This window comes from Schinkia azotoformans (genome assembly GCF_035811335.1).
In the GTDB taxonomy this organism is placed as follows: Bacteria; Bacillota; Bacilli; order Bacillales; family Bacillaceae_J; genus Schinkia; species Schinkia azotoformans.
The window spans coordinates 175,672-194,481 of sequence record NZ_JARSMD010000010.1 but is presented as its reverse complement, the minus strand read 5'-3'; the positions used below and the strand labels follow the sequence as shown (position 1 = coordinate 194,481).

15 protein-coding genes are annotated in these 18,810 nt (G+C 37.3%); 11 read left to right on the top strand and 4 right to left on the bottom strand.

Annotated features, from left to right (window positions below):
* Positions 1 to 126: 126 nt before the first annotated feature.
* From P9E47_RS06100 to P9E47_RS06075, 6 genes are all read left to right on the top strand, one after another.
* Positions 127 to 1,728: a sensor histidine kinase gene (locus tag P9E47_RS06100; protein ID WP_326162856.1), complete on the top strand. Its 1,602-nt coding sequence runs from the start codon at positions 127 to 129 to the stop codon at positions 1,726 to 1,728.
* Position 1,729: 1 nt separating this feature from the next.
* The gene (locus P9E47_RS06095; protein ID WP_003330586.1) at positions 1,730 to 2,425 is read left to right on the top strand and encodes a response regulator; all 696 of its coding nucleotides are present in this window, start codon (positions 1,730 to 1,732) and stop codon (positions 2,423 to 2,425) included.
* Positions 2,426 to 2,567: 142 nt separating this feature from the next.
* Positions 2,568 to 3,608 (top strand): Bug family tripartite tricarboxylate transporter substrate binding protein, encoded by a 1,041-nt coding sequence (locus P9E47_RS06090; RefSeq protein WP_003330585.1) that lies wholly within the window; start codon positions 2,568 to 2,570, stop codon positions 3,606 to 3,608.
* A gap of 179 nt (positions 3,609 to 3,787) precedes the next feature.
* A complete protein-coding gene (locus P9E47_RS06085) occupies positions 3,788 to 4,243 on the top strand; it encodes a tripartite tricarboxylate transporter TctB family protein (protein ID WP_003330584.1) in 456 nt (151 codons plus the stop codon).
* Between the two features lie 12 nt (positions 4,244 to 4,255).
* Positions 4,256 to 5,782 (top strand): tripartite tricarboxylate transporter permease, encoded by a 1,527-nt coding sequence (locus P9E47_RS06080; RefSeq protein WP_326162855.1) that lies wholly within the window; start codon positions 4,256 to 4,258, stop codon positions 5,780 to 5,782.
* A 118-nt stretch (positions 5,783 to 5,900) separates the two neighbouring features.
* Entirely contained in the window at positions 5,901 to 7,349 is a 1,449-nt protein-coding gene (locus P9E47_RS06075) for a DEAD/DEAH box helicase (protein WP_326162854.1), read from the top strand.
* Positions 7,350 to 7,375: 26 nt separating this feature from the next.
* Here P9E47_RS06075 and P9E47_RS06070 read toward each other — a convergent pair whose 3' ends face one another.
* Together P9E47_RS06070 and pabB are read right to left on the bottom strand one after the other, a co-directional pair.
* Positions 7,376 to 8,938, bottom strand: coding sequence for a sensor domain-containing diguanylate cyclase (locus tag P9E47_RS06070; protein ID WP_326162853.1), 1,563 nt, complete (start codon positions 8,936 to 8,938; stop codon positions 7,376 to 7,378).
* Between the two features lie 131 nt (positions 8,939 to 9,069).
* A complete protein-coding gene (pabB, locus tag P9E47_RS06065) occupies positions 9,070 to 10,827 on the bottom strand; it encodes an aminodeoxychorismate synthase component I (RefSeq protein WP_326162851.1) in 1,758 nt (585 codons plus the stop codon).
* Positions 10,828 to 11,135: 308 nt separating this feature from the next.
* Here pabB and P9E47_RS06060 point away from each other — a divergent pair, with 308 nt between their 5' ends.
* The 4 genes from P9E47_RS06060 to P9E47_RS06045 all read left to right on the top strand — a co-directional run bounded on the left by P9E47_RS06060 (position 11,136) and on the right by P9E47_RS06045 (position 15,724).
* A complete protein-coding gene (locus tag P9E47_RS06060) occupies positions 11,136 to 11,750 on the top strand; it encodes a TetR/AcrR family transcriptional regulator (RefSeq protein WP_003330578.1) in 615 nt (204 codons plus the stop codon).
* A 20-nt stretch (positions 11,751 to 11,770) separates the two neighbouring features.
* Positions 11,771 to 12,181: a transcriptional regulator Spx gene (spx, locus tag P9E47_RS06055; protein WP_003330577.1), complete on the top strand. Its 411-nt coding sequence runs from the start codon at positions 11,771 to 11,773 to the stop codon at positions 12,179 to 12,181.
* Positions 12,182 to 12,474: 293 nt separating this feature from the next.
* The gene (locus P9E47_RS06050) at positions 12,475 to 13,119 is read left to right on the top strand and encodes a PilZ domain-containing protein (protein WP_003330576.1); all 645 of its coding nucleotides are present in this window, start codon (positions 12,475 to 12,477) and stop codon (positions 13,117 to 13,119) included.
* A 175-nt stretch (positions 13,120 to 13,294) separates the two neighbouring features.
* Positions 13,295 to 15,724 carry a Lon protease family protein gene (locus P9E47_RS06045; protein ID WP_003330575.1) on the top strand — a complete coding sequence of 810 codons (2,430 nt, stop codon included), beginning with the start codon at positions 13,295 to 13,297 and terminating at the stop codon, positions 15,722 to 15,724.
* An 80-nt stretch (positions 15,725 to 15,804) separates the two neighbouring features.
* Here P9E47_RS06045 and P9E47_RS06040 read toward each other — a convergent pair whose 3' ends face one another.
* Positions 15,805 to 15,984 carry a sulfurtransferase TusA family protein gene (locus tag P9E47_RS06040; RefSeq protein WP_035196371.1) on the bottom strand — a complete coding sequence of 60 codons (180 nt, stop codon included), beginning with the start codon at positions 15,982 to 15,984 and terminating at the stop codon, positions 15,805 to 15,807.
* Positions 15,985 to 16,068: 84 nt separating this feature from the next.
* Entirely contained in the window at positions 16,069 to 17,313 is a 1,245-nt protein-coding gene (gene yedE, locus P9E47_RS06035; protein WP_003330573.1) for a selenium metabolism membrane protein YedE/FdhT, read from the bottom strand.
* A gap of 184 nt (positions 17,314 to 17,497) precedes the next feature.
* On the opposite strand from yedE, the gene P9E47_RS06030 reads away from it, so the two are divergent.
* On the top strand, positions 17,498 to 18,751 hold the full coding sequence (locus P9E47_RS06030; RefSeq protein WP_003330572.1) for a dicarboxylate/amino acid:cation symporter: 1,254 nt from the start codon (positions 17,498 to 17,500) through the stop codon (positions 18,749 to 18,751).
* The last annotated feature ends 59 nt before the right edge of the window (positions 18,752 to 18,810 follow it).

Genomic DNA, 18,810 nt, shown 5'->3' with positions numbered 1-18,810 from the left:
AGTGTAATAAACAACTACTAGAAAATGGACTACTCGCTCAGAGTGGTCCTTTTTTTAATCATTGAAATTTTCATACAACAGTATCTATAGTATAATTTAACTACTTCCGACTTAAGGATGGGTAAAATGAAAACGCTAAAAAACATAAAACTTCAATATCGAATTACAATTTTTACACTTACCCTAATTCTTTTTATAATTATTTTAACAAGCTTGTTATTCTATAAAATATTTTCTGAATCATTTGAACAGGAGCTTGGAGAAGATGCATTGCATGTAGCTACTACAGTTGCGTCAATGCCGGAAATTCGTAATGCCTTTGAAACAAATGAACCATGGAAGATCATTCAACCTGTGGTTGAAAAAATACGTATAGAGACAGACGCTGAATATATTGTCGTTGGTAATAATGAAGGGATCCGTTATTCACATCCAATTCCTGAAAGAATCGGAAAAAGGATGGTGGGAGGGGATAATGATAAAGCGTTAATTTATGGGGAGTCATACATATCGAAAGCAAAGGGATCCTTAGGATGGGCAATTCGTGGCAAGGCACCCATTAAAGACGATAATAATAACATTATTGGAATTGTTTCAGTTGGGTTTATGATGAACGATATCAAAAATGATGTTAAAGGTTATGTACCTTTTATTATTCTTATAGCTTTAGCTGGCTTGATCATAGGTACGGTAGGTTCAATCTATATTGCTAACAGAATTAAGAAAGGTATGTTTGGGCTTGAACCAGAGGAAATTTCAGCTCTGTATACTGTTCGTAATGCGGTCATTCAGTCTGTTCGTGAAGGAATTATTGTGGTTAATAAAGAAGGAATAATCGTAATAGTCAATCGTGTGGCTTATGATATTCTTTCACTTGAAAAGGGAAAAGTTGTCGGAAAACCCGTGTGGGAGGTTATTCCAACTACGGCGATGCTGGAAATCTTAAGTACTGGAGAAGAAAAACTCGATAAACAAGTGGAGTTTAATGGGAAAAAATTAATTGTCAATCAATTGCCTGTCAAGGTGAAAGAGGACGTAATTGGTATTGTTTCAAGCTTCCGATTAAAGTCGGAGATGGACCAATTAACAGAAGAATTATCACAGGTCAAAAGGTATACGGAAGCCCTTCGAGCGCAAACCCATGAGTTCAATAATCTTTTATATACAATATCAGGTCTATTACAGCTGGAAGCTTATGATGAAGCAATGGAACTGATTCATAAAGAAACAACTGTTCAACAAGGCATTGCCAAATTCATTATGGAAAAATTGAATGATCCTTGGTTAGGTGGAATTTTAGTAGGTTTTTATAATCGTGCCCGCGAATTAAAAGTTGATTTTATTTTGGACCAGGAAAGTAGTATAGAGCAAATGCCAAGCCATATAGACCAAAGCGATTTAGTTTCCATTCTCGGTAATTTAATAACCAATGCTTTTGAGGCAGTTGCAAAAAACGGTCCAACAAATAAAAAAGTAAGGCTTTTTATTACCGATATTGGTGATGATTTGTTGATTGAGGTGGAAGACTCGGGTCCTGGAATTGAAGATCATATGATATCCAGTATTTTTAAAAGAGGCTTTTCAACGAAGGAAGGCGGCAACCGTGGATACGGTCTGGCGAGGGTAAAAGAATTGGTTGAAGACTTAAATGGAACGTTGGCTATCGAAAGAGGGGACTGGGAGGGTGCTCTATTCATTATAGCAATACCGAAGGAAAGGTTGGAGTAAAATGTCCGATTTAATTGAAGTGTTAATTGTCGAGGACGACCCACGAATTGCAGAAATTCATCGTCGTTTTACGGAAAAAATAGAGGGGTTTAAAGTGATTGCAACAGCAACAACAGGGGAACAGGCAAAAGAGTGGTTAGAGGTTGTGCAGCCACATTTAGTCTTGCTTGACGTTTATTTGCCTGACATGAAAGGCGTTGAATTGATTAAGTTTATTCGCCAAAATTTTCAAGAAATTGATGTCATTATGATTACCGCTGCATCTGAAGTTGACATTGTCAGCCATGCTTTACGTGGTGGTGCTTTTGATTATATTATTAAACCTTTAACCTTTGATCGTTTTAAAGAAAGCCTTGAAAACTACCAACATAAGATAGCAAAATTAAAAGGAAATCAAGAGCTGACACCTGAACAAATTGAGAGTTTATGGAATACAAGGACCAAAGCCGGGACGAGTGAAGCAAATGATTCTCCAAAGGGAATTGACCCTTTAACATTAGAAAAAATTCTAAGATGTATTGAATCGATTGGTAAAGAAGGAATCACGGCAGAAGCCTTAAGTGCGGAGTCTGGTGTAAGTCGTTCAACGGCACGACGCTACCTAGAATATTTAATATCTAAGAAAAGTGTTTATGCGGAGCTTATTTACGGAAATGTTGGCCGTCCTGAGCGGAGGTATTTCCGTGTTCATTCGTGATTTTTATGAACAAAATGAAGTTTAAGTGGTTTATATAACTTATGACCTAATACTTCTAATATAGATAATGTTCTGATAATTTTAAGACAGCGCTTACAACGCTGTCTTTTTTCGATAAAAAAATACAAAGGGGGATTTAAAAATGAAGCTTAAAAAATTTTCTGCAGTATTTCTTTCAGGTATGTTGGCACTAAGCCTAGCCGCTTGTGGGGGCGGGGGAGAGAAAGCAAGTACAGACACTAAATCCGAAGGGGCTCCTGCAGCATCCGCTTATCCGGAAAAACCAATTACAATTGTTGCGCCATCTGGTGCAGGTGGAGGCTGGGATTTAACTGCACGTGCAGTTGCTAAAGTTCTTGCTGAAACAAAATTAGTAGATAAAACGATGACAGTCGAGAATAAACCCGGTGGTGGCGGCGCTGTTTATATGGCAGAGTACGCAACACAGGAAAAGGCTAATCCGTACAAGTTAATGGTAAGTTCACCACCAATCCTAATTAACAATGATAAGAAAGAAGGAAATAGTCCATATGGATATAGGGATACAACTCCTTTAGCACAATTAACTCGGGATTATGGTGCGATTGTTGTAAAAGCAGATTCTCCATATCAAGATTTAAAATCTGCTCTTGATGCAATTAAGGCGGATCCAACAAAAGTAACTGTTGCTGGAGGTTCAGCCCCTGGTTCAATGGACCACCTAGTGGCAGTTTTACCAGCATTTAAATATGGAATTGATCCAAAAGCAGTGAAGTATGTTTCCTATGATGGCGGTGGTGAAGCCATTGCTGCATTACTTGGCGGAAATGCCGACCTTATTGGAACAGATGCATCATCAATTACAGAGTATTTAAAGGCTGGTAAAGTTCGTGTCCTTGCCGTTAGTTCTACTGAGCGTTTAGGTGGAGATTTAGCTGATATTCCAACGTTTAAAGAAGAAGGAGTTGATGCTGAATTTACAATCTGGCGTGGAATTTTTGGACCGAAAGAAATGAAAGAAGAAGAATTGAAATTCTGGGATGAAAAATTAAAAGCTTTATCTGAAAATGAATTATGGTTAAAAGAGCTAGAAGCTAATGGTTGGGCAAGCGAGTATAAAAACTCAGCAGACTTCACGAAATTCTTAGAAGAACAAGATCAAGACATTATTGAATTATTGACAGCACTTGGAATGCAAAAATAATACGCCAAGGCGAATTTGATTAAACCAGGGGAAGAGATTGTCCTCTTCTCCTAATCTTTACTTTAAAGTAAAACCTCCGGCGGATGCCTCAGATTTTTAGAGGTAGTTTTTCGAGCAAGCTCGAAAAAATCTGGGCGCAAATACGCCAAGGCGCATTTGATTAGGTGGTGAGTATGAAGATGAGTAAGACATTTGATCGTTACTCCAGTATTATCTTCTTAGTATTAGGAATTGGAATTATAGTTGAAAGCACTAAGATTTCTACGTCTTCTTATGGAAGTAATGTAGGACCGGATGTTTTTCCGAAAGTTTTAGGAGCATTATTAATTATATTAAGCTGTCGGCTTTTCTATGAAACTTTTAAATATGTAAATAAGGGAAAAAATAAAGAGTCTCTTGATTATAAAAGATTTCTTGTTATTTTAGTTTCTGCGATTCTCTACGCTTTATTACTTGAAACATTAGGGTACGTCATTACGACCTTCCTATTCCTAACAATTAGTTTCCAAGTGATGCAGAAGGGTGGGTGGTTGAAAACACTATTAATTTCAGGTGCATTCTCTTATGGTATTTACTTCCTCTTTGTAGAGGTTTTAGAAGGTACATTACCGGGGTTTCCAACATGGTTCAGCTAGGGGGTGGAAATAATGGAAACGTTGCAATTTCTAGGTGATGGTTTTGCCCTTGCTATGCAGTGGCATAATCTGGTATTTGCATTTTTTGGAGTATTAATTGGAACAGCAGTAGGTGTACTACCGGGAATTGGTCCGATGAGTGGGGTTGCTTTATTGATACCGGTAACAGCCACTATAACATCGGGACTTGACCCGGAATCAGCTGCGACAAGTTCTATTATTTTATTAGCTGGTGTATATTATGGTGCGATGTATGGGGGTTCAACTACTTCCATTCTATTAAACACGCCAGGTGAGTCTTCGTCTGTTGTAACGACATTGGACGGCTACCAAATGGCGAAAAATGGCCGGGCTGGTGCGGCATTGGCCATTGCGGCGATTGGCTCTTTCGTTGCTGGGATTGTTGCATTAGTTGGACTTGTTATTTTAGCCGAGCCGTTGTCAAATGTCGCTTTATCCTTCGGTCCTGCTGAGTACTTTTCACTAATGATTCTCGGTCTTTGTGCCGTTAGTGGACTTGCCGGAAAGTCAATGACAAAGGCACTTATTATGACAATTGTGGGCTTGTTGCTTGCAACGATCGGTATGGATAATGTCTCAGGGGTAGCCCGTTTTACGTATAATATTCCGGTATTATATTCAGGATTAGAATTTTTAACAGTAGCGGTAGGTTTATTTGCTTTAGGAGAAGTATTTAAAACGATTCTCCACAAGGAAGATGATGATGGAGAAATTGCAAAGGTTGGACGTGTTTTTCCTACGAAAAAAGATCTTAAGGATAGCACAGCTCCGATTCTGCGTGGATCTTTACTAGGATTTTTTATCGGCGTTCTTCCCGGGGCTGGTGCAACATTAGCTTCTTTCTTCTCTTACATTACTGAGAAAAAGGTGAGCAAAAATCGTGAGAATTTCGGAAAAGGTGCGATTGAAGGGGTAGCTGCTCCTGAATCAGCTAATAATGCGGCATCGGGTGGAGCGATGATTCCATTACTAACATTAGGAATCCCCGGCTCAGGTACAACAGCAATCTTAATGGGCGCCTTGATTATGTATAATATTCAGCCAGGTCCATTACTATTTACAGATCATCCAAATGTTGCTTGGGGATTAATTGCCAGTATGTTTATCGGTAACTTGATGTTACTTGCATTAAATATGCCACTTGTAAAAGTATTTGCAAAAATTATTGAAACTCCTAAGAAATACTTACTACCGTTTATAATTGCAATTTCCATTTTTGGGGTATATGCAGTCCAATTTACTACATTTGACCTTTTGCTTCTTCTTGGCTGTGGTGTTGCTGGATATTATTTGACTAAGAATGACTTCCCGGTTGCACCGCTTGTATTAGGACTAGTATTAGGTCCAATGATTGAAAACAATATGCGTCGAGCATTGACGATTTCAAACGGTGATTTCATGATCTTTTTACAAAAACCGTTATCTTTAAGCTTCCTAATTATAGCAGTATTGTGGATGGTAATTCCAATGATTTTAAAAATGAGAGGAAAAAGTGTCATTATAAATGAAGAAGGTTGATCCTAAGGAAGAGGAGATGAGAGAAATCATCTACTCTTTTTCTATGCCTTGTTTTTGCTGATAAAATAGATTACCTTTATTTAATAGAAGAACACTGACGAATAGGGGTCTATAAATAATGGCGATAAATAAAAGCTTTAAGGACTATCAAATAAGTGAAGAGATTGTAAGAGCACTTGAAAGCTTGAACTATAAAAACCCGACTGAAGTTCAGGTTGAAGTAATACCGATTGCATTAGAAAAAAAAGACCTGATAGTAAAATCACAAACGGGTAGTGGTAAAACGGCCTCTTTTGGTATACCCCTTTGTGAGATGGTAGCGTGGGAGGAAAACAAGCCTCAAGCACTAATTCTTACACCAACCCGCGAACTGGCTGCTCAAGTGAAAGAGGATCTAACGAATATTGGTAGGTTTAAACGGATCAAAGCTGTTGCTGTATATGGAAAGCAGTCGTTTGCAAAACAGAAATTAGAACTAAAGCAAAAAGCACATGTAGTAGTTGGTACTCCTGGGCGGGTGCTAGATCATCTTGAAAAAGGTACACTTGTGGTGGGACAGCTGAAATTTCTAATTATTGATGAGGCAGATGAAATGCTAAACATGGGGTTCATTGATCAAGTTGAAGCGATTATTAAGAAACTGCCAACAGAGCGGATGACTTGTGTTTTTTCAGCTACCTTACCTGATGATATCGAAAATCTCTGCCATAAATATATGAAAAATCCAATCAAGATAAATATCCAGGATAAAGGGGTTACTATAGATAAAATTGATCATTCACTTTTAATAGTGGAGCGGGAAGAAAAACTACCCCTTCTTAAAGAAGTAATTACAGTTGAAAACCCAGACAGCTGTATTATTTTTTGCGGAACTCAAGAGGAAGTAAATAAGGTTCATAAGCAACTAAATCGATTTAAATTCCCATGTGAAAAATTACATGGAGGTCTGAACCAAGAAGAGCGGTTTGCAGTTATGAATGATTTTAAAAGAGGGAAATTCCGGTATTTAATCGCTACAGATGTGGCAGCTAGAGGAATTGATATTGAGAATATTACTCTAATAATTAATTATAACATGCCACGTGAAAAAGAAACCTATGTACACCGCACTGGGCGAACAGGGCGGGCAGGCAAGGTGGGAAAAGCGATAACATTTATAGATCCACTTGAAGAAAAGTACTTAACTGAAATTGAAAAATATTTAGGTTTTGAATTACATAGAAAAGATCCGCCTTCAAAGGAAGAAGTTAAGCTAAAAACGGCAGCGTTTAAAGCGAAGATTAACGAAAAACCTACGCTAAAAGAAGATAAAAGTGCAAAATTAAACAAAAACATCATGCGGTTATATTTTAATGGTGGCAAGAAAAAGAAGCTTCGGGCTGTAGATTTTGTAGGCACTATTGCAAAGATTGAAGGTATTAGTGTGGATGATGATATTGGAATTATTACGATCCACGAAAACGAAACCTTTGTTGAAATATTAAATGGCAAGGGACCACTCGTTTTACAAACAATGAGGACAACCACGATAAAAGGAAAGCTATTAAAAGTTCATATAGCCAAATAAGCGGGACATTAATTTGCCCCGCATTATTATGAACGGTAGATGGTAGTTCTATTTCTTCCATTATGCTTAGATTGATAAAGGGCTGTATCAGCTCTTTTTATGACCCTTTCAGGTAGCTGGTCTTTCTTATAGTATGAAGATATTCCCAAAGAGATATTGATAGCTTTTCCGATAGGGCTCGGCGTTTCCGCTATTTTAATCCGCAATCGTTCTGCTAGAGCAAAGGCTTCTTCCTCATTTTTTTCTTTAATGATGATTGCGAACTCTTCACCACCATAGCGATAACACAAATCTTCTCCCCGAATTATGTCAAGCATGATCGAAGCAAGAAATCTTAACACATCATCTCCAACTAAATGACCATGTTCATCATTAACTTCTTTAAAATGGTCGATATCAGCCATAATTAATGAAAATGGGATTTGTTGATCTATTAGTTTTTGGATATCTTGATCAAAAGCCCTTCGATTGGCTAATCCAGTTAGACCATCTTGATGGGCTTGATTCGTTAATACTTGAAAATGCTCTTGAATATGCTTTAACAACTGACGAACTTCATATATATATGCTCTCATTTCAATCAGACGAATGGATTTAGTGTCTTTATTAGGAAGAATGGCTTCTTCTGAAAATCTTGCTAACTTATTAATTGGACTAGTAATGTGACTTGAAATAATCCATCCAAGTACTAAAACGACTAATAAAAGCGGAAGTGATTGAATAATAGTTTTTTTTGTTAAGATGCGAAGCGATTCTTCGATAACAGAAGTGGGCGTTTGTGCAATGATTCCCCAACCAGTGTTTTCTACAAAGGCATAACCAGAAAAATATTCAGTGCCCCTGTTGTTAATAATTTGAGCAGAACCACTTTTCCCCTTCATGATATTTTGGACAAGAGGATGATCAGCAATGGATTTATTGATTTGGCCAGGATCAGGATGATAAATAATAGTCCCTGAACGATCAACAACAAAAACAGAGGACTTGTCCAAAAACTCATGATGATTTAGTAGTCTTTTAAGAGAATTATTACTTTCGAGATAGATTGTGCCGTCTACAACACCTTTATAAATTCCTTCGTCACTAAAAATCGGATAGGATATTAGCACCATTAAGTTCCCGGTTTGTGCCAAATAAGGATTTGAAATAAACGGTTTTTTCTCTTGTAAAGCCTGCTCCATAAGTGTAGATTTAATTTTCGTTCCAGGCTGTACTCCGCCCTTATTGTTTGGAACCGCCTGAGGGCTCATTAATTGAACAATACCGTTTGCATCTGTGATAAATAGTGAATTATAATAACCACTATTGCCGGTCCTCCAATTATCTAAATCAGTTTGATTGAATTCTTGCTGACCAATAATTTTAGCTAATGTACCAAGATTATGCTGAATATCATCAAGTAAAACATTTGTATTTATGGAAACCTTCTGTGCATAACGATAGTTATTTTCTAAATGATTTGCTGTTAAAGTATTTTTCAAGTCTTGATTTGATAAATACCAGTTTATGAGGGTAGTGCTAAAGACAGTAAAAACCACTAATAGACTTATCGCAAAGTTCAATTTTATCCCTTTTTTTAGTATAGTCATAATGATTTCCCCTTTTGCGATAAAAGTGAAGATCTTCATTCTAGTATAATTTTACCATATCAGTAAAATAATAATAGTTCTTTTGGCATATGTTCACTAAATAGCCATGGGGCGAGACCTTGTGGCTCACCCTAAATGATTTTGACCTCGACCCATTTGCGTACACTGTTTATAAACCACAGCTTGGTACATTTCTTTAAATCAGATAATGTCAATGACCTTTCTTGAATTTCTCCTTTATCGATTAATGATTCCCGAAAAGTGCCAGCTAATAGGCCGCTAGTAATCGGTGGTGTCCATAGTTGGCCATCCATTTCCAGAACAACATTGCCGTTCGTAAATTCCGTTAATTCCCCGGATTCATTCCACAAAAGGACATCGAAGACATCTGGGAATTTCTTTTGGAATTGAGTATATACATCTCTGTTCGTTGTTTTATGATACGAGAATGGATTATCTATTGTTATAGGTTTGTCAGCTAGCTTTACCTTCAATGGTTCTTCCGGTTGGATGATGGGGCTAGCTTCAATTGTCATCTTTCCACTTTTCGGTAAGAGGAAACGAACCTTCAACCTTCCTATATTATTTTCCTTTGCAAAGGCTTGCAGTACTTTTTGAATAACCTCTTTATTAAAGGGAAATCCACCAAAGTATTGAGCCGAATTTTGTAAACGATTGAGATGTTTCTCTAATAAGAAATACTCTCCGTCTATTAATAATAAACTTTCAAGTAGTTGAAACTCTGGGCGCTCCACCTCAAGGAAGCTAGCTTTCTCAAGTATTTCATTATACTCTCCCTCCACAGTTGAATCCCATGTTACACCACCGCCAACCCCGTAGATTGCCTCACCAGACCCTTGTTCAATTACAACCGTCCTTATCGGTACATTAAAGATTGCTTCTTTATGCGGTGTTATAAAGCCGATAGCTCCACAATATACTTCGCGTGGAGTTGATTCTAAGTCCTTAATAATCTCCATTGTCCTGATTTTCGGTGCGCCAGTGATGGATCCGCATGGAAAAAGTGCTTTAAAAATATCGACGAGAGTAGTGTTTTCAGATACCTTTGCCGTGATTGTTGATGTCATTTGATGAACGGTTGGGTATCGTTCAATTTCGAAAAGCTTTGGAACATGAACAGATCCAGATTCAGCAATCATTCCTAGGTCATTGCGAAGTAAATCGACAATCATGACATTCTCAGCACGGTTTTTTTCTGAATGATAGAGCCACTTGGCTATTGCTTCATCTTCTGTTATAGAATTCCCGCGTTTAGCCGTCCCCTTCATTGGACGTGTAATTATCCGATCTTCTTTTAAGTGGAAAAAAAGTTCAGGTGAAGCAGAAATTATACTATGTTCTCCTGTATTGATATAAGCGCAATAATTTGAAGATTGGGCCTTTTTTAATTTTTCAAAAAGGGCGATATCGTCTCCTTGAAATTGGGAGGTAAGCCGAATCGTATAGTTGACTTGATACGTATCTCCGCTTGCAATAAATTGCTTGATAGCTGAAATTGCAGTCTGGTAATCATCCATACTAATGGAAGGCTGCCATTGCGTGTGATTGTATGAGCCTGAACTGCTTAACGAAGAATGCTGGGGCTCAGAAAATAAGCCAAACCATAAAAGCGGCATAGAATGTCCTTCACTTACATTTAAAGCTTTATCAAAGGCTGGCGCACTTTCGTAGGATAGAAATCCTGCAGCATAGAATCCTTTGTTAACCGCATCCTGTACTAGTTGCAGGCTCGTTAACACTTCATCCATTGTATGGGCAACAATGATCTTTTGTGGATTGCAAAACGTAAGTGGTTGTATTTCACCGGAAGAATCAACATATTCAAAGGATAAAAGGGGTCCCAGTTTTGCTTTATTTTCTATTTGCATGTAGTTAGTTCCTTTTCATTAAATTTTCATTAAAGTTTTGTTTCTAATAATAACACATTTGAATCTGGGACAGAGAACCCGATCCTCTGTCCCAGGGGCAGACCCTATGGCTCAAAGTAAATGACATGTTGTCATTTATTTGTTGACTTGTGACATAGTGTCATTTAAAATTAAGTATAAAGGGCATGACAAAGTGTCATAATAATGAATAGAATAAAGAATTCAAGGTTTCGACATCGTTAGGACACATTTGTATATTACTATTAATGGAAAGGGTAAATAGTTCCGAATGAACAGGAGGTATTATTTTGCCCAAAATTACTTTTTTTAATTTGGCAAAGGATAAGAGACAATTATTGATTGAAGCACTTGAACAAGAGTTTTCCAGAGTTCCATTATATAATGCCTCAATTTCTAATATTGTTAAAGCGGCGAACATACCGAGAGGGAGCTTTTATCAATATTTTGAAGACAAAGAGGATGCGTACTTCTTTCTATTAAAAGAACAAATACTTAAAAATAAAGAGAATTTCATTTTGTCCTTGCAAAAGTGTGATGGTGACTTATTTGATACGATGACTGAATTGTACGGATTAACGGTAAGAGAACTATCAAAAGGTGAAAATATTAATTTTTTAAAAAATGTCTTTTTGAATATGACGCATGAAATTGAAAATAAATTTAATGAAATTTTTCATGCAGACGGTGATATCGAACATTTTAAAAAAATAAGCTTGCTTATTAAAAGAGATGATTTAAATGTTGCCAATGATCAAGAATTACTTCATCTAATGAAAATAGTCATAACGATTACACTACGCAATCTAATTGAAAAATTTGCACAAAATTTATCTGAAAAAGAAGCTATGAATAATTACTTAATTGAAATTGAATTATTGAAAAAGGGTTTAAAGAAAATCTAAGGCAGAAGGGATGTTGGTTGATGACTGTAACAATTTATGGATCCCCGTGTGAGTCGTTTCGAAAGGCGAAAGAATGGTTTGAAAAACATAGTATTCCCTATGTTGAAAGGAATATTTTTAAGAATCCATTAACAGTCCATGAACTTCAAGAGGTACTGTCATTAACATCAGAAGGAACAGATGAAATTATCGCAACTAGATCAAAAATCTATAAAGATCTTGATTTAGATTTTGAGGATCTTTCTCTAATGGAATTACTAAATTTAGTTGAAAGTCATCCTGGCTTATTACGAAATCCAATCATCATTGATAATAAAAAAATGGTAATTGGCTATAACGAGGATGATATACGGAAATTTCTTCCTAGAAAAGTTCGTAAACGCCAATGGCTTCAATTATATACGCAGCAATTATCGATGGTGGATGGTTAACAATGGTTGATCGTCCGCTTTTTTTTGTCTAGCTCCAGCACCCAGCGACTAGTAAACTTCGCCCACCTCCCTACGATAAGTCAACATCGATTCGCTAATGGCTCATCGTGTTTCCTTTACCTCAGTCGATGTGCTCCAGTTTATACGTCGCTGAACTAGCTTTAAGCTTTTCTATTTTGTCACGCAATGTCCATAATATGATACAGGAATATGAGTTTTCAAGATGAATTTATAATATAAATAGATATGATTTATAGCTGAAATCTCCATTTTATCGATAGGGGGGAAAACTAATGAGTTATCATTTGGAACCTCATCTTCTTGGTGAAATCTGCACTTTAAAGCATAAACATGAATTATGGATTGGTCAAATTGTGCTAATTAAGGATGAACTATTTGAGCTTCAATTATTGGAGGAAAAGGTAAAGTCCGTTCCCCTCGGAAAGCAGCCGTTATGGATTACAATTGAAACCATTGACCATGAGATTCATTTGTTGGATGTAGAAATAGTATCGGATAGTCTACGAGACAATGATCGAATTTTACTGTTGAAGGCGGTTTCTGATCTTAAGTTTCAGAGTAAGCGGCAAGATACTCGATTACCGATTGCAGATGAAATTGAAATGTTTTACCGCGAATTTCCACCAAGATACTACAAATGGGAGAAAGGCAGCTTTTTAAATATTAGTTTAGGAGGAGCACAGTTTACCGGAAGTAAGTATATCTCACAAGGAAATTTAATCGAAATAAAATTAGGCCCCCCTTTCTTTGGCGATGACGATGATGAAGTTGTGATTAGCCGTAATGTTCATGCTACTAGTGAAAATGGCGATTACATTTTTTCAGTTCAATTCTTAAATTTAATTGAATCGCATCAAACACAATTGAAGAAATACATTGAAAATATATATTCAGGATTGAAAACTCCCACTTTCTGATTCTAGGAAGTGGAATTTTTTGTATTTTGTACTGATAAGTATGTATTTTTATTGAAATCAGTATAAGAAAAAACATCGAAATTTGCATTAGTGGGCAAATTTCGTGTTTTTCTAAACAAATATCGATATTAAATATGATAGAATTTGGAAAAGACGGTAAAGCGAGGGGTTAAATATGAACATACAAGAATATGAAAATGTTTTATCGATTCACCGGGTACCTGCATCAAAACTTTGTTCTGAGTTTGAATCAGAAAATTTTTCATTTGAGACAACAGATGATCTTGAGAAATTGCCAAATGAAATGATAGGGCAAAAACGTGCTGAGAAGGCAATGAATTTTGGACTAGCCGTTGAACAATCAGGATATAACTTGTTCGTAGTTGGCCCTGCAGGTACTGGCAGGATGACGTACGCCTTAGATAGTGTTTCAAAGGTCGCAGAGCTGCGAGCAGTACCAACTGATTGGTGTTATGTCTATAACTTTGAAAATCCGGATATGCCGCTTGTGATCCCTTTTCCAGCTGGCATGGGGCAGAAATTTCAACGGGAAATGGAAGTATTATTAATTGATATTGAACGACTTATCCGCTCGTCTTTTACTAGTGAAGTATTTGAAAAAGAGAAACGGAGAATACTAGATGAATTTCGGGATGAAATAGAAGATCTTTGGGAACAGACTGATGCCTATGCCCTGGAAAATCAAATTAAAATAGAACGGACTCCAACAGGAATTGAAACCATCCCACTATTTTTTGGCCGTCCAATGGAAATAAAGGAGTTTGAACAACTAGCCGATACGAACAAAAAGATGATTAAGGACAGAGAAAATCTAGTTGAGAATAAAATTGATGAAACCATCTACCAAATTCTAAAAATAGAGGACCAACTAAAGAAAAAGGTAAATCAATTTATGATGGAAACAGCTGCTAATTCCATTCAGGAGCTTTTTCAACCACTTAGAGAAACCTATAAGGAGAGCAAAAAAGTGCTTGAATACCTTGAAGCCTATTTCCACGATGTAGTCACTCATTTTTCATTTTTCATCGAGGATAAGCCGCAAGATGAGCAGCAAAATATTATGAATGCTTTGATGGGTTCCAAGGAACAATACCTCCGTCGCTACACGGTCAATTTATTTGTTAGCCAAAGAAATTTGAACGGGGCACCAATCATTTATGAAACAAATCCAACCTACCATAACTTATTTGGAAAAGTAGAATACCATGGTTCATTGGGAAGCTGGGATACAGATTTCACTTTAGTGAAGCCGGGGGCACTGCATCTTGCTAATGGTGGTTACTTAATCCTGCAAGCAACAGAACTTCTGCAGCATCCAAATGCTTGGATTCGACTGAAGCGAGCCCTGCAAACGGGCAGTATTCAGATTGAAAATTTAAATGAGGACAATGTAGTGATTCCTACAAGCGGAATTAAACCGGAGCCGATTCCATTGAATCTAAAGGTTATTATTATTGGCTCCTATTATCTTTATGACTTTCTGGCAGAATTCGATGAAGACTTTCATAAGCTTTTCAAAGTAAAAGTGGAATTTGTTACGCTAATGGACAAGGATCAAGAAAACAGCTGGAAAATGGCACGATTCGTGAAAAACTTCGTGGACCAAGAAGGGCTGCTCCCATTCCACCGCCGGGCGATTGCAAAGGTAATCGATTACAGCTCCCGATTAGTGGATGAACAATCGAAGCTATCAACGAATTTTCATGAAATCACAAAGGTTTTAGTGGAGTCTAGCTATTGGGCGAAATTAGACAATGAATCTGTTGTTGATGGCCTGCATGTTGAAAAAGCATTATCTGAGAAGGCGCTTCGCTCTAATCATGTAACAGAACAGTATCGAGAAATGATCAATAACGGCACGATCATGGTTGAAACAGACGGTTCACGAGTCGGACAAATTAATGGTCTAGCTGTTCTAGGTACAAGGGATTCAGTATTTGGAATTCCAACGAAAATTACAGCTCAAACCTACGTTGGCAAAAGCGGGATTATGAATATTGAAAGAGAAGCTGCCCTAAGTGGTCAAATTCATAATAAAGGTATGATGATTTTAACAGGTTTCCTTTCCGGAGAATTCGCAAAAAATCGTCCAATTCCATTATCAGCAAGCATTACCTTCGAACAAACGTATTCAACAATTGATGGTGACAGTGCCTCCAGTACGGAATTATATGTTTTACTCTCATCTCTTGCTGAGGTGCCCATTTACCAAGGTATAGCGGTAACGGGATCAGTAAACCAATGGGGAGAAATCCAATCCATTGGCGGCGTAAACGAAAAAATTGAAGGCTTTTACCATATTTGTAAAGAGCGAGGCCTAACCGGTAAACAAGGCGTGATCATTCCAAAACAAAATATTCAAAATTTAATGCTTGAAGATGATGTTGTGGAAGCAGTCAACAAGGACCAATTTCATATTTGGGCAATCAGCCATATTGCTGAAGGCATTGAAATATTAACAGGCGTCAGTGCAGGAAATGTACGGAACGAAAAAGGAAAATATCCTTCCAATACAATTTTTGCAAAAGTTGAGGAACGTTTTAACAAAATGTATGAGTCAACGAAAAAAACAAAAAATGAATGAACCAGAGGGTCGGGAACTGTGGCTACTCTGAGTGAAGATATTTAAAAAGGCGGTTCACATTGACCGCCTTTTGTTTTTATCTATTTATTTACACGAATATAAAAATATAAATCCGGTCCTTGTTTTTCCGGTTCTTTCATCAATTCGTAGCCGTGCTTAACTACTTCCTCAGGCACGCTGATGAAAGATTGCGGACAATCGGCGATTACTTGTAATGTTTCGCCAGTTTTCATTGTTTGTAACGCATCCAGCGTATACATGACTGGATACGGTCAAGGTTCACCACGGATATCTAAGATAAAGTCTATTGCTTCTTCGTTCATGTTTTTTCACCCTCAATATCATTATTGTTTAACAGCAGGTTTTACAATATAGGTATCTTTTTCTGGGACTGTCAAACCTTTTCCATAACGATAATGCTTTTCCCACCAATTGGACAAGAAGAACCATGCAGCAAGCATAGCCATTGTGCCAAACAGTGCCTGATAAGGTCCCCATGCCTCGATTAAGTTCAATTTAGGCCATCCTTCTGTTAAAACGCTGTAAAAACCAAGATGATCCCAAGCATATGCGAGTATTGTTGCTCCTGTAATATTTCCTAAACCGACAACCCAAAAGAGAACTTGCCCTTCCATTGCACGGTACATCCATCCTGTTTCACAACCACCAGCAAGAACGATACCAAGTCCAAATAAAAGACCACCAATAAAAGTACTTGGTGCAGCTGGTTTAATAACAGCTTCCATTCCAGATTGAAGGAAGATAAATGTAAGAATTACACTTATGCCTACCCCTACAGCCAATGCTTTGGTCATAGTGGCACGTCCACTGACCCATAAATCACGAAATGCAGATGTAAAACAAATTTGTCCTCTTTCTATTAGAATACCAAATCCAGCTCCAAATAAGGCTGCAGCTGCTAATAACGCTTTACCATTTGCAACATATGAAACTAGTATAATAGCAAAAATGAAGGCAATGCCAATTCCAAGATAAACTTGAATATTACTATTTTTGGCTTGTTTTGGTACGGCATTACTTAAAGTAGGTTTCTTTCTTTGAAGATTTGGCTTTCCGCGCCACCATGTTGTATTAATAACTTTTACTCCTAAGTATGTTCCAATCCCAGTTGTCACCATGAAAATCCATGAGTGGAAAGAAAACTGTGGGATTCCTGTGAAAAATGCCGCTAAATTACAGCCTAAAGCTAAACGTGCACCAAATCCGGCAATAAGTCCACCGATGAAAGCTTGAACTAAACGTCGTTTTTGTTGTGGAACACGAATTTTAAAATTTTTACCTAGCAAAACGGTAATTAAGGCACCCACAAACATTCCAATGATAATCCAACCATCGGTGCGGGTAAAGGTTGTTCCATTCATGGTGACGAGATTAAAATATGCCCAATCAGAAATATCGACACCGAAAAATTGAAGTAGATGGCCTCCAAATCGGGTAAACTCCCCTGTGACCGCCCAAACAGTTCCGGTCAAGGCAAAATAAAAAGCACTAAGTACTCCGGCTAATCCAACTGCAACATATGGATTCCAGTAATTCACAAAGACTTTTGTATAAAATGATTTAAACACTTAATTATCACTCCTTGCGCTATTCCTAAGTCCTAATCTAATTATATGATTATTAACATACCTTATAATTATAATTAATAATTTTAATTTGTCGAATTAAAGAATTTTCCATGCTCCCTCTTTTTGGCTTGTATCCTTATGGTGTATTATTATCTTAAGATAAAAAATGGGGGAAGTGGCAATCTTGGGAAGATTGTTATCAAATTATAAGTTAACGATTTTATTATTGGCTGCGATCGTGATAGGTGGCGCTGCCGGAATTATTTTTGGTCCGAAGGCGACAGTTGTCAAACCGTTTGGGGATTTATTTTTAAATTTGATGTTTATGATTATTGTGCCTTTAGTCTTTTTCAGTATTTCTTCGGCTATCGCCCATATGGGCGGCATGAAAAGGCTAGGAAAAATTATGGGAAGTATCGTGATTGTCTTTCTCATAACGGCTCTCATTTCAGCAGTTTTGGGATTTATCGGGATATCTATTTTTGACCCTTTAAAAAATGCCGATGTTGAGTCGATTAAGAGTTTAATGGCGGACACTGGAGGAGACGAAGGGGCTGAAGAATTAACCTTACTTGGTCAGCTTGTAAAAACATTCTCCGTTTCCGATTTTAATTTATTGTTTTCAAAAAGTAATATGCTGCAGTTAATTGTGTTTTCGATTTTATTCGGTTTAGCTACAGCGCTTGTTGGCGAAAAAGGGAAGCCATTCGCTACTGTGTTATCTGCTGGTTCAGCTATCATGATGAAATTTGTAAAGATCATTATGTACTATGCTCCTATTGGACTTGGATGTTATTTTGCAACGATTATCGGTGAGCTTGGGCCACAAATTTTGGAAGGATATGCTCGTGTTTTCGCATTATATCTTGTTATTACTCTTGTCTATTATTTTGGTTTCTTTACACTTTATGCTTTTATTGCTGGAGGAAGAGAGGGTGTAAAAGTATTTTGGCAAAATGCAATTACCCCTTCCGTAACAGCAATCGCAACATGCTCAAGTGCAGCGTGTATTCCTATTAATCTTGATGCAGTGAAAAAAATGCGCGTACCGAATGATATAGCTGAAACAATTATTCCGCTTGGTGCAAATACACATAAGGATGGCTCTGTTTTCGGTGGAGTTTTTAAAATAGTTTTCTTGTTTAGTTTGTTCGGAAAAGATATGACAAGTATGTCGAGTATTCTAGCGATTTTAGCAGTTTCGTTCTTGGTTGGGGCTGTGATGGGGGCAATTCCTAGCGGCGGGATGATTGGTGAAATGCTGATTCTAAGCGTTTTTGGATTTCCTCCTGAAGTACTGCCAATTATTGCTGTAATCAGTACGATTATTGATGCACCAGCAACCTTGTTGAATTCTACTGGAAACACGGTTTGCGCGATGATGGTCAGTAGATTGGTGGAAGGAAAGAATTGGTTAAGACATGCTTTTACCAATTAAAAATTTTAATCAAGGAATCTGGAGGCTCTGCCTCTAGATTTTTTTTGTACTATAAGTAT

Bases quoted from the DNA above. Each gene is read 5' to 3' on its own strand.
- P9E47_RS06100 (WP_326162856.1), top strand. From the start codon at position 127: ATGAAAACGCTAAAAAACATAAAACTTCAATATCGAATTACAATTTTT.
- P9E47_RS06095 (WP_003330586.1), top strand. From the start codon at position 1,730: ATGTCCGATTTAATTGAAGTGTTAATTGTCGAGGACGACCCACGAATT.
- P9E47_RS06090 (WP_003330585.1), top strand. From the start codon at position 2,568: ATGAAGCTTAAAAAATTTTCTGCAGTATTTCTTTCAGGTATGTTGGCA.
- P9E47_RS06085 (WP_003330584.1), top strand. From the start codon at position 3,788: ATGAGTAAGACATTTGATCGTTACTCCAGTATTATCTTCTTAGTATTA.
- P9E47_RS06080 (WP_326162855.1), top strand. From the start codon at position 4,256: ATGGAAACGTTGCAATTTCTAGGTGATGGTTTTGCCCTTGCTATGCAG.
- P9E47_RS06075 (WP_326162854.1), top strand. From the start codon at position 5,901: ATGGCGATAAATAAAAGCTTTAAGGACTATCAAATAAGTGAAGAGATT.
- P9E47_RS06070 (WP_326162853.1), bottom strand. From the start codon at position 8,938: ATGACTATACTAAAAAAAGGGATAAAATTGAACTTTGCGATAAGTCTA.
- pabB (WP_326162851.1), bottom strand. From the start codon at position 10,827: ATGCAAATAGAAAATAAAGCAAAACTGGGACCCCTTTTATCCTTTGAA.
- spx (WP_003330577.1), top strand. From the start codon at position 11,771: ATGACTGTAACAATTTATGGATCCCCGTGTGAGTCGTTTCGAAAGGCG.
- P9E47_RS06050 (WP_003330576.1), top strand. From the start codon at position 12,475: ATGAGTTATCATTTGGAACCTCATCTTCTTGGTGAAATCTGCACTTTA.
- P9E47_RS06045 (WP_003330575.1), top strand. From the start codon at position 13,295: ATGAACATACAAGAATATGAAAATGTTTTATCGATTCACCGGGTACCT.
- P9E47_RS06040 (WP_035196371.1), bottom strand. From the start codon at position 15,984: ATGTATACGCTGGATGCGTTACAAACAATGAAAACTGGCGAAACATTA.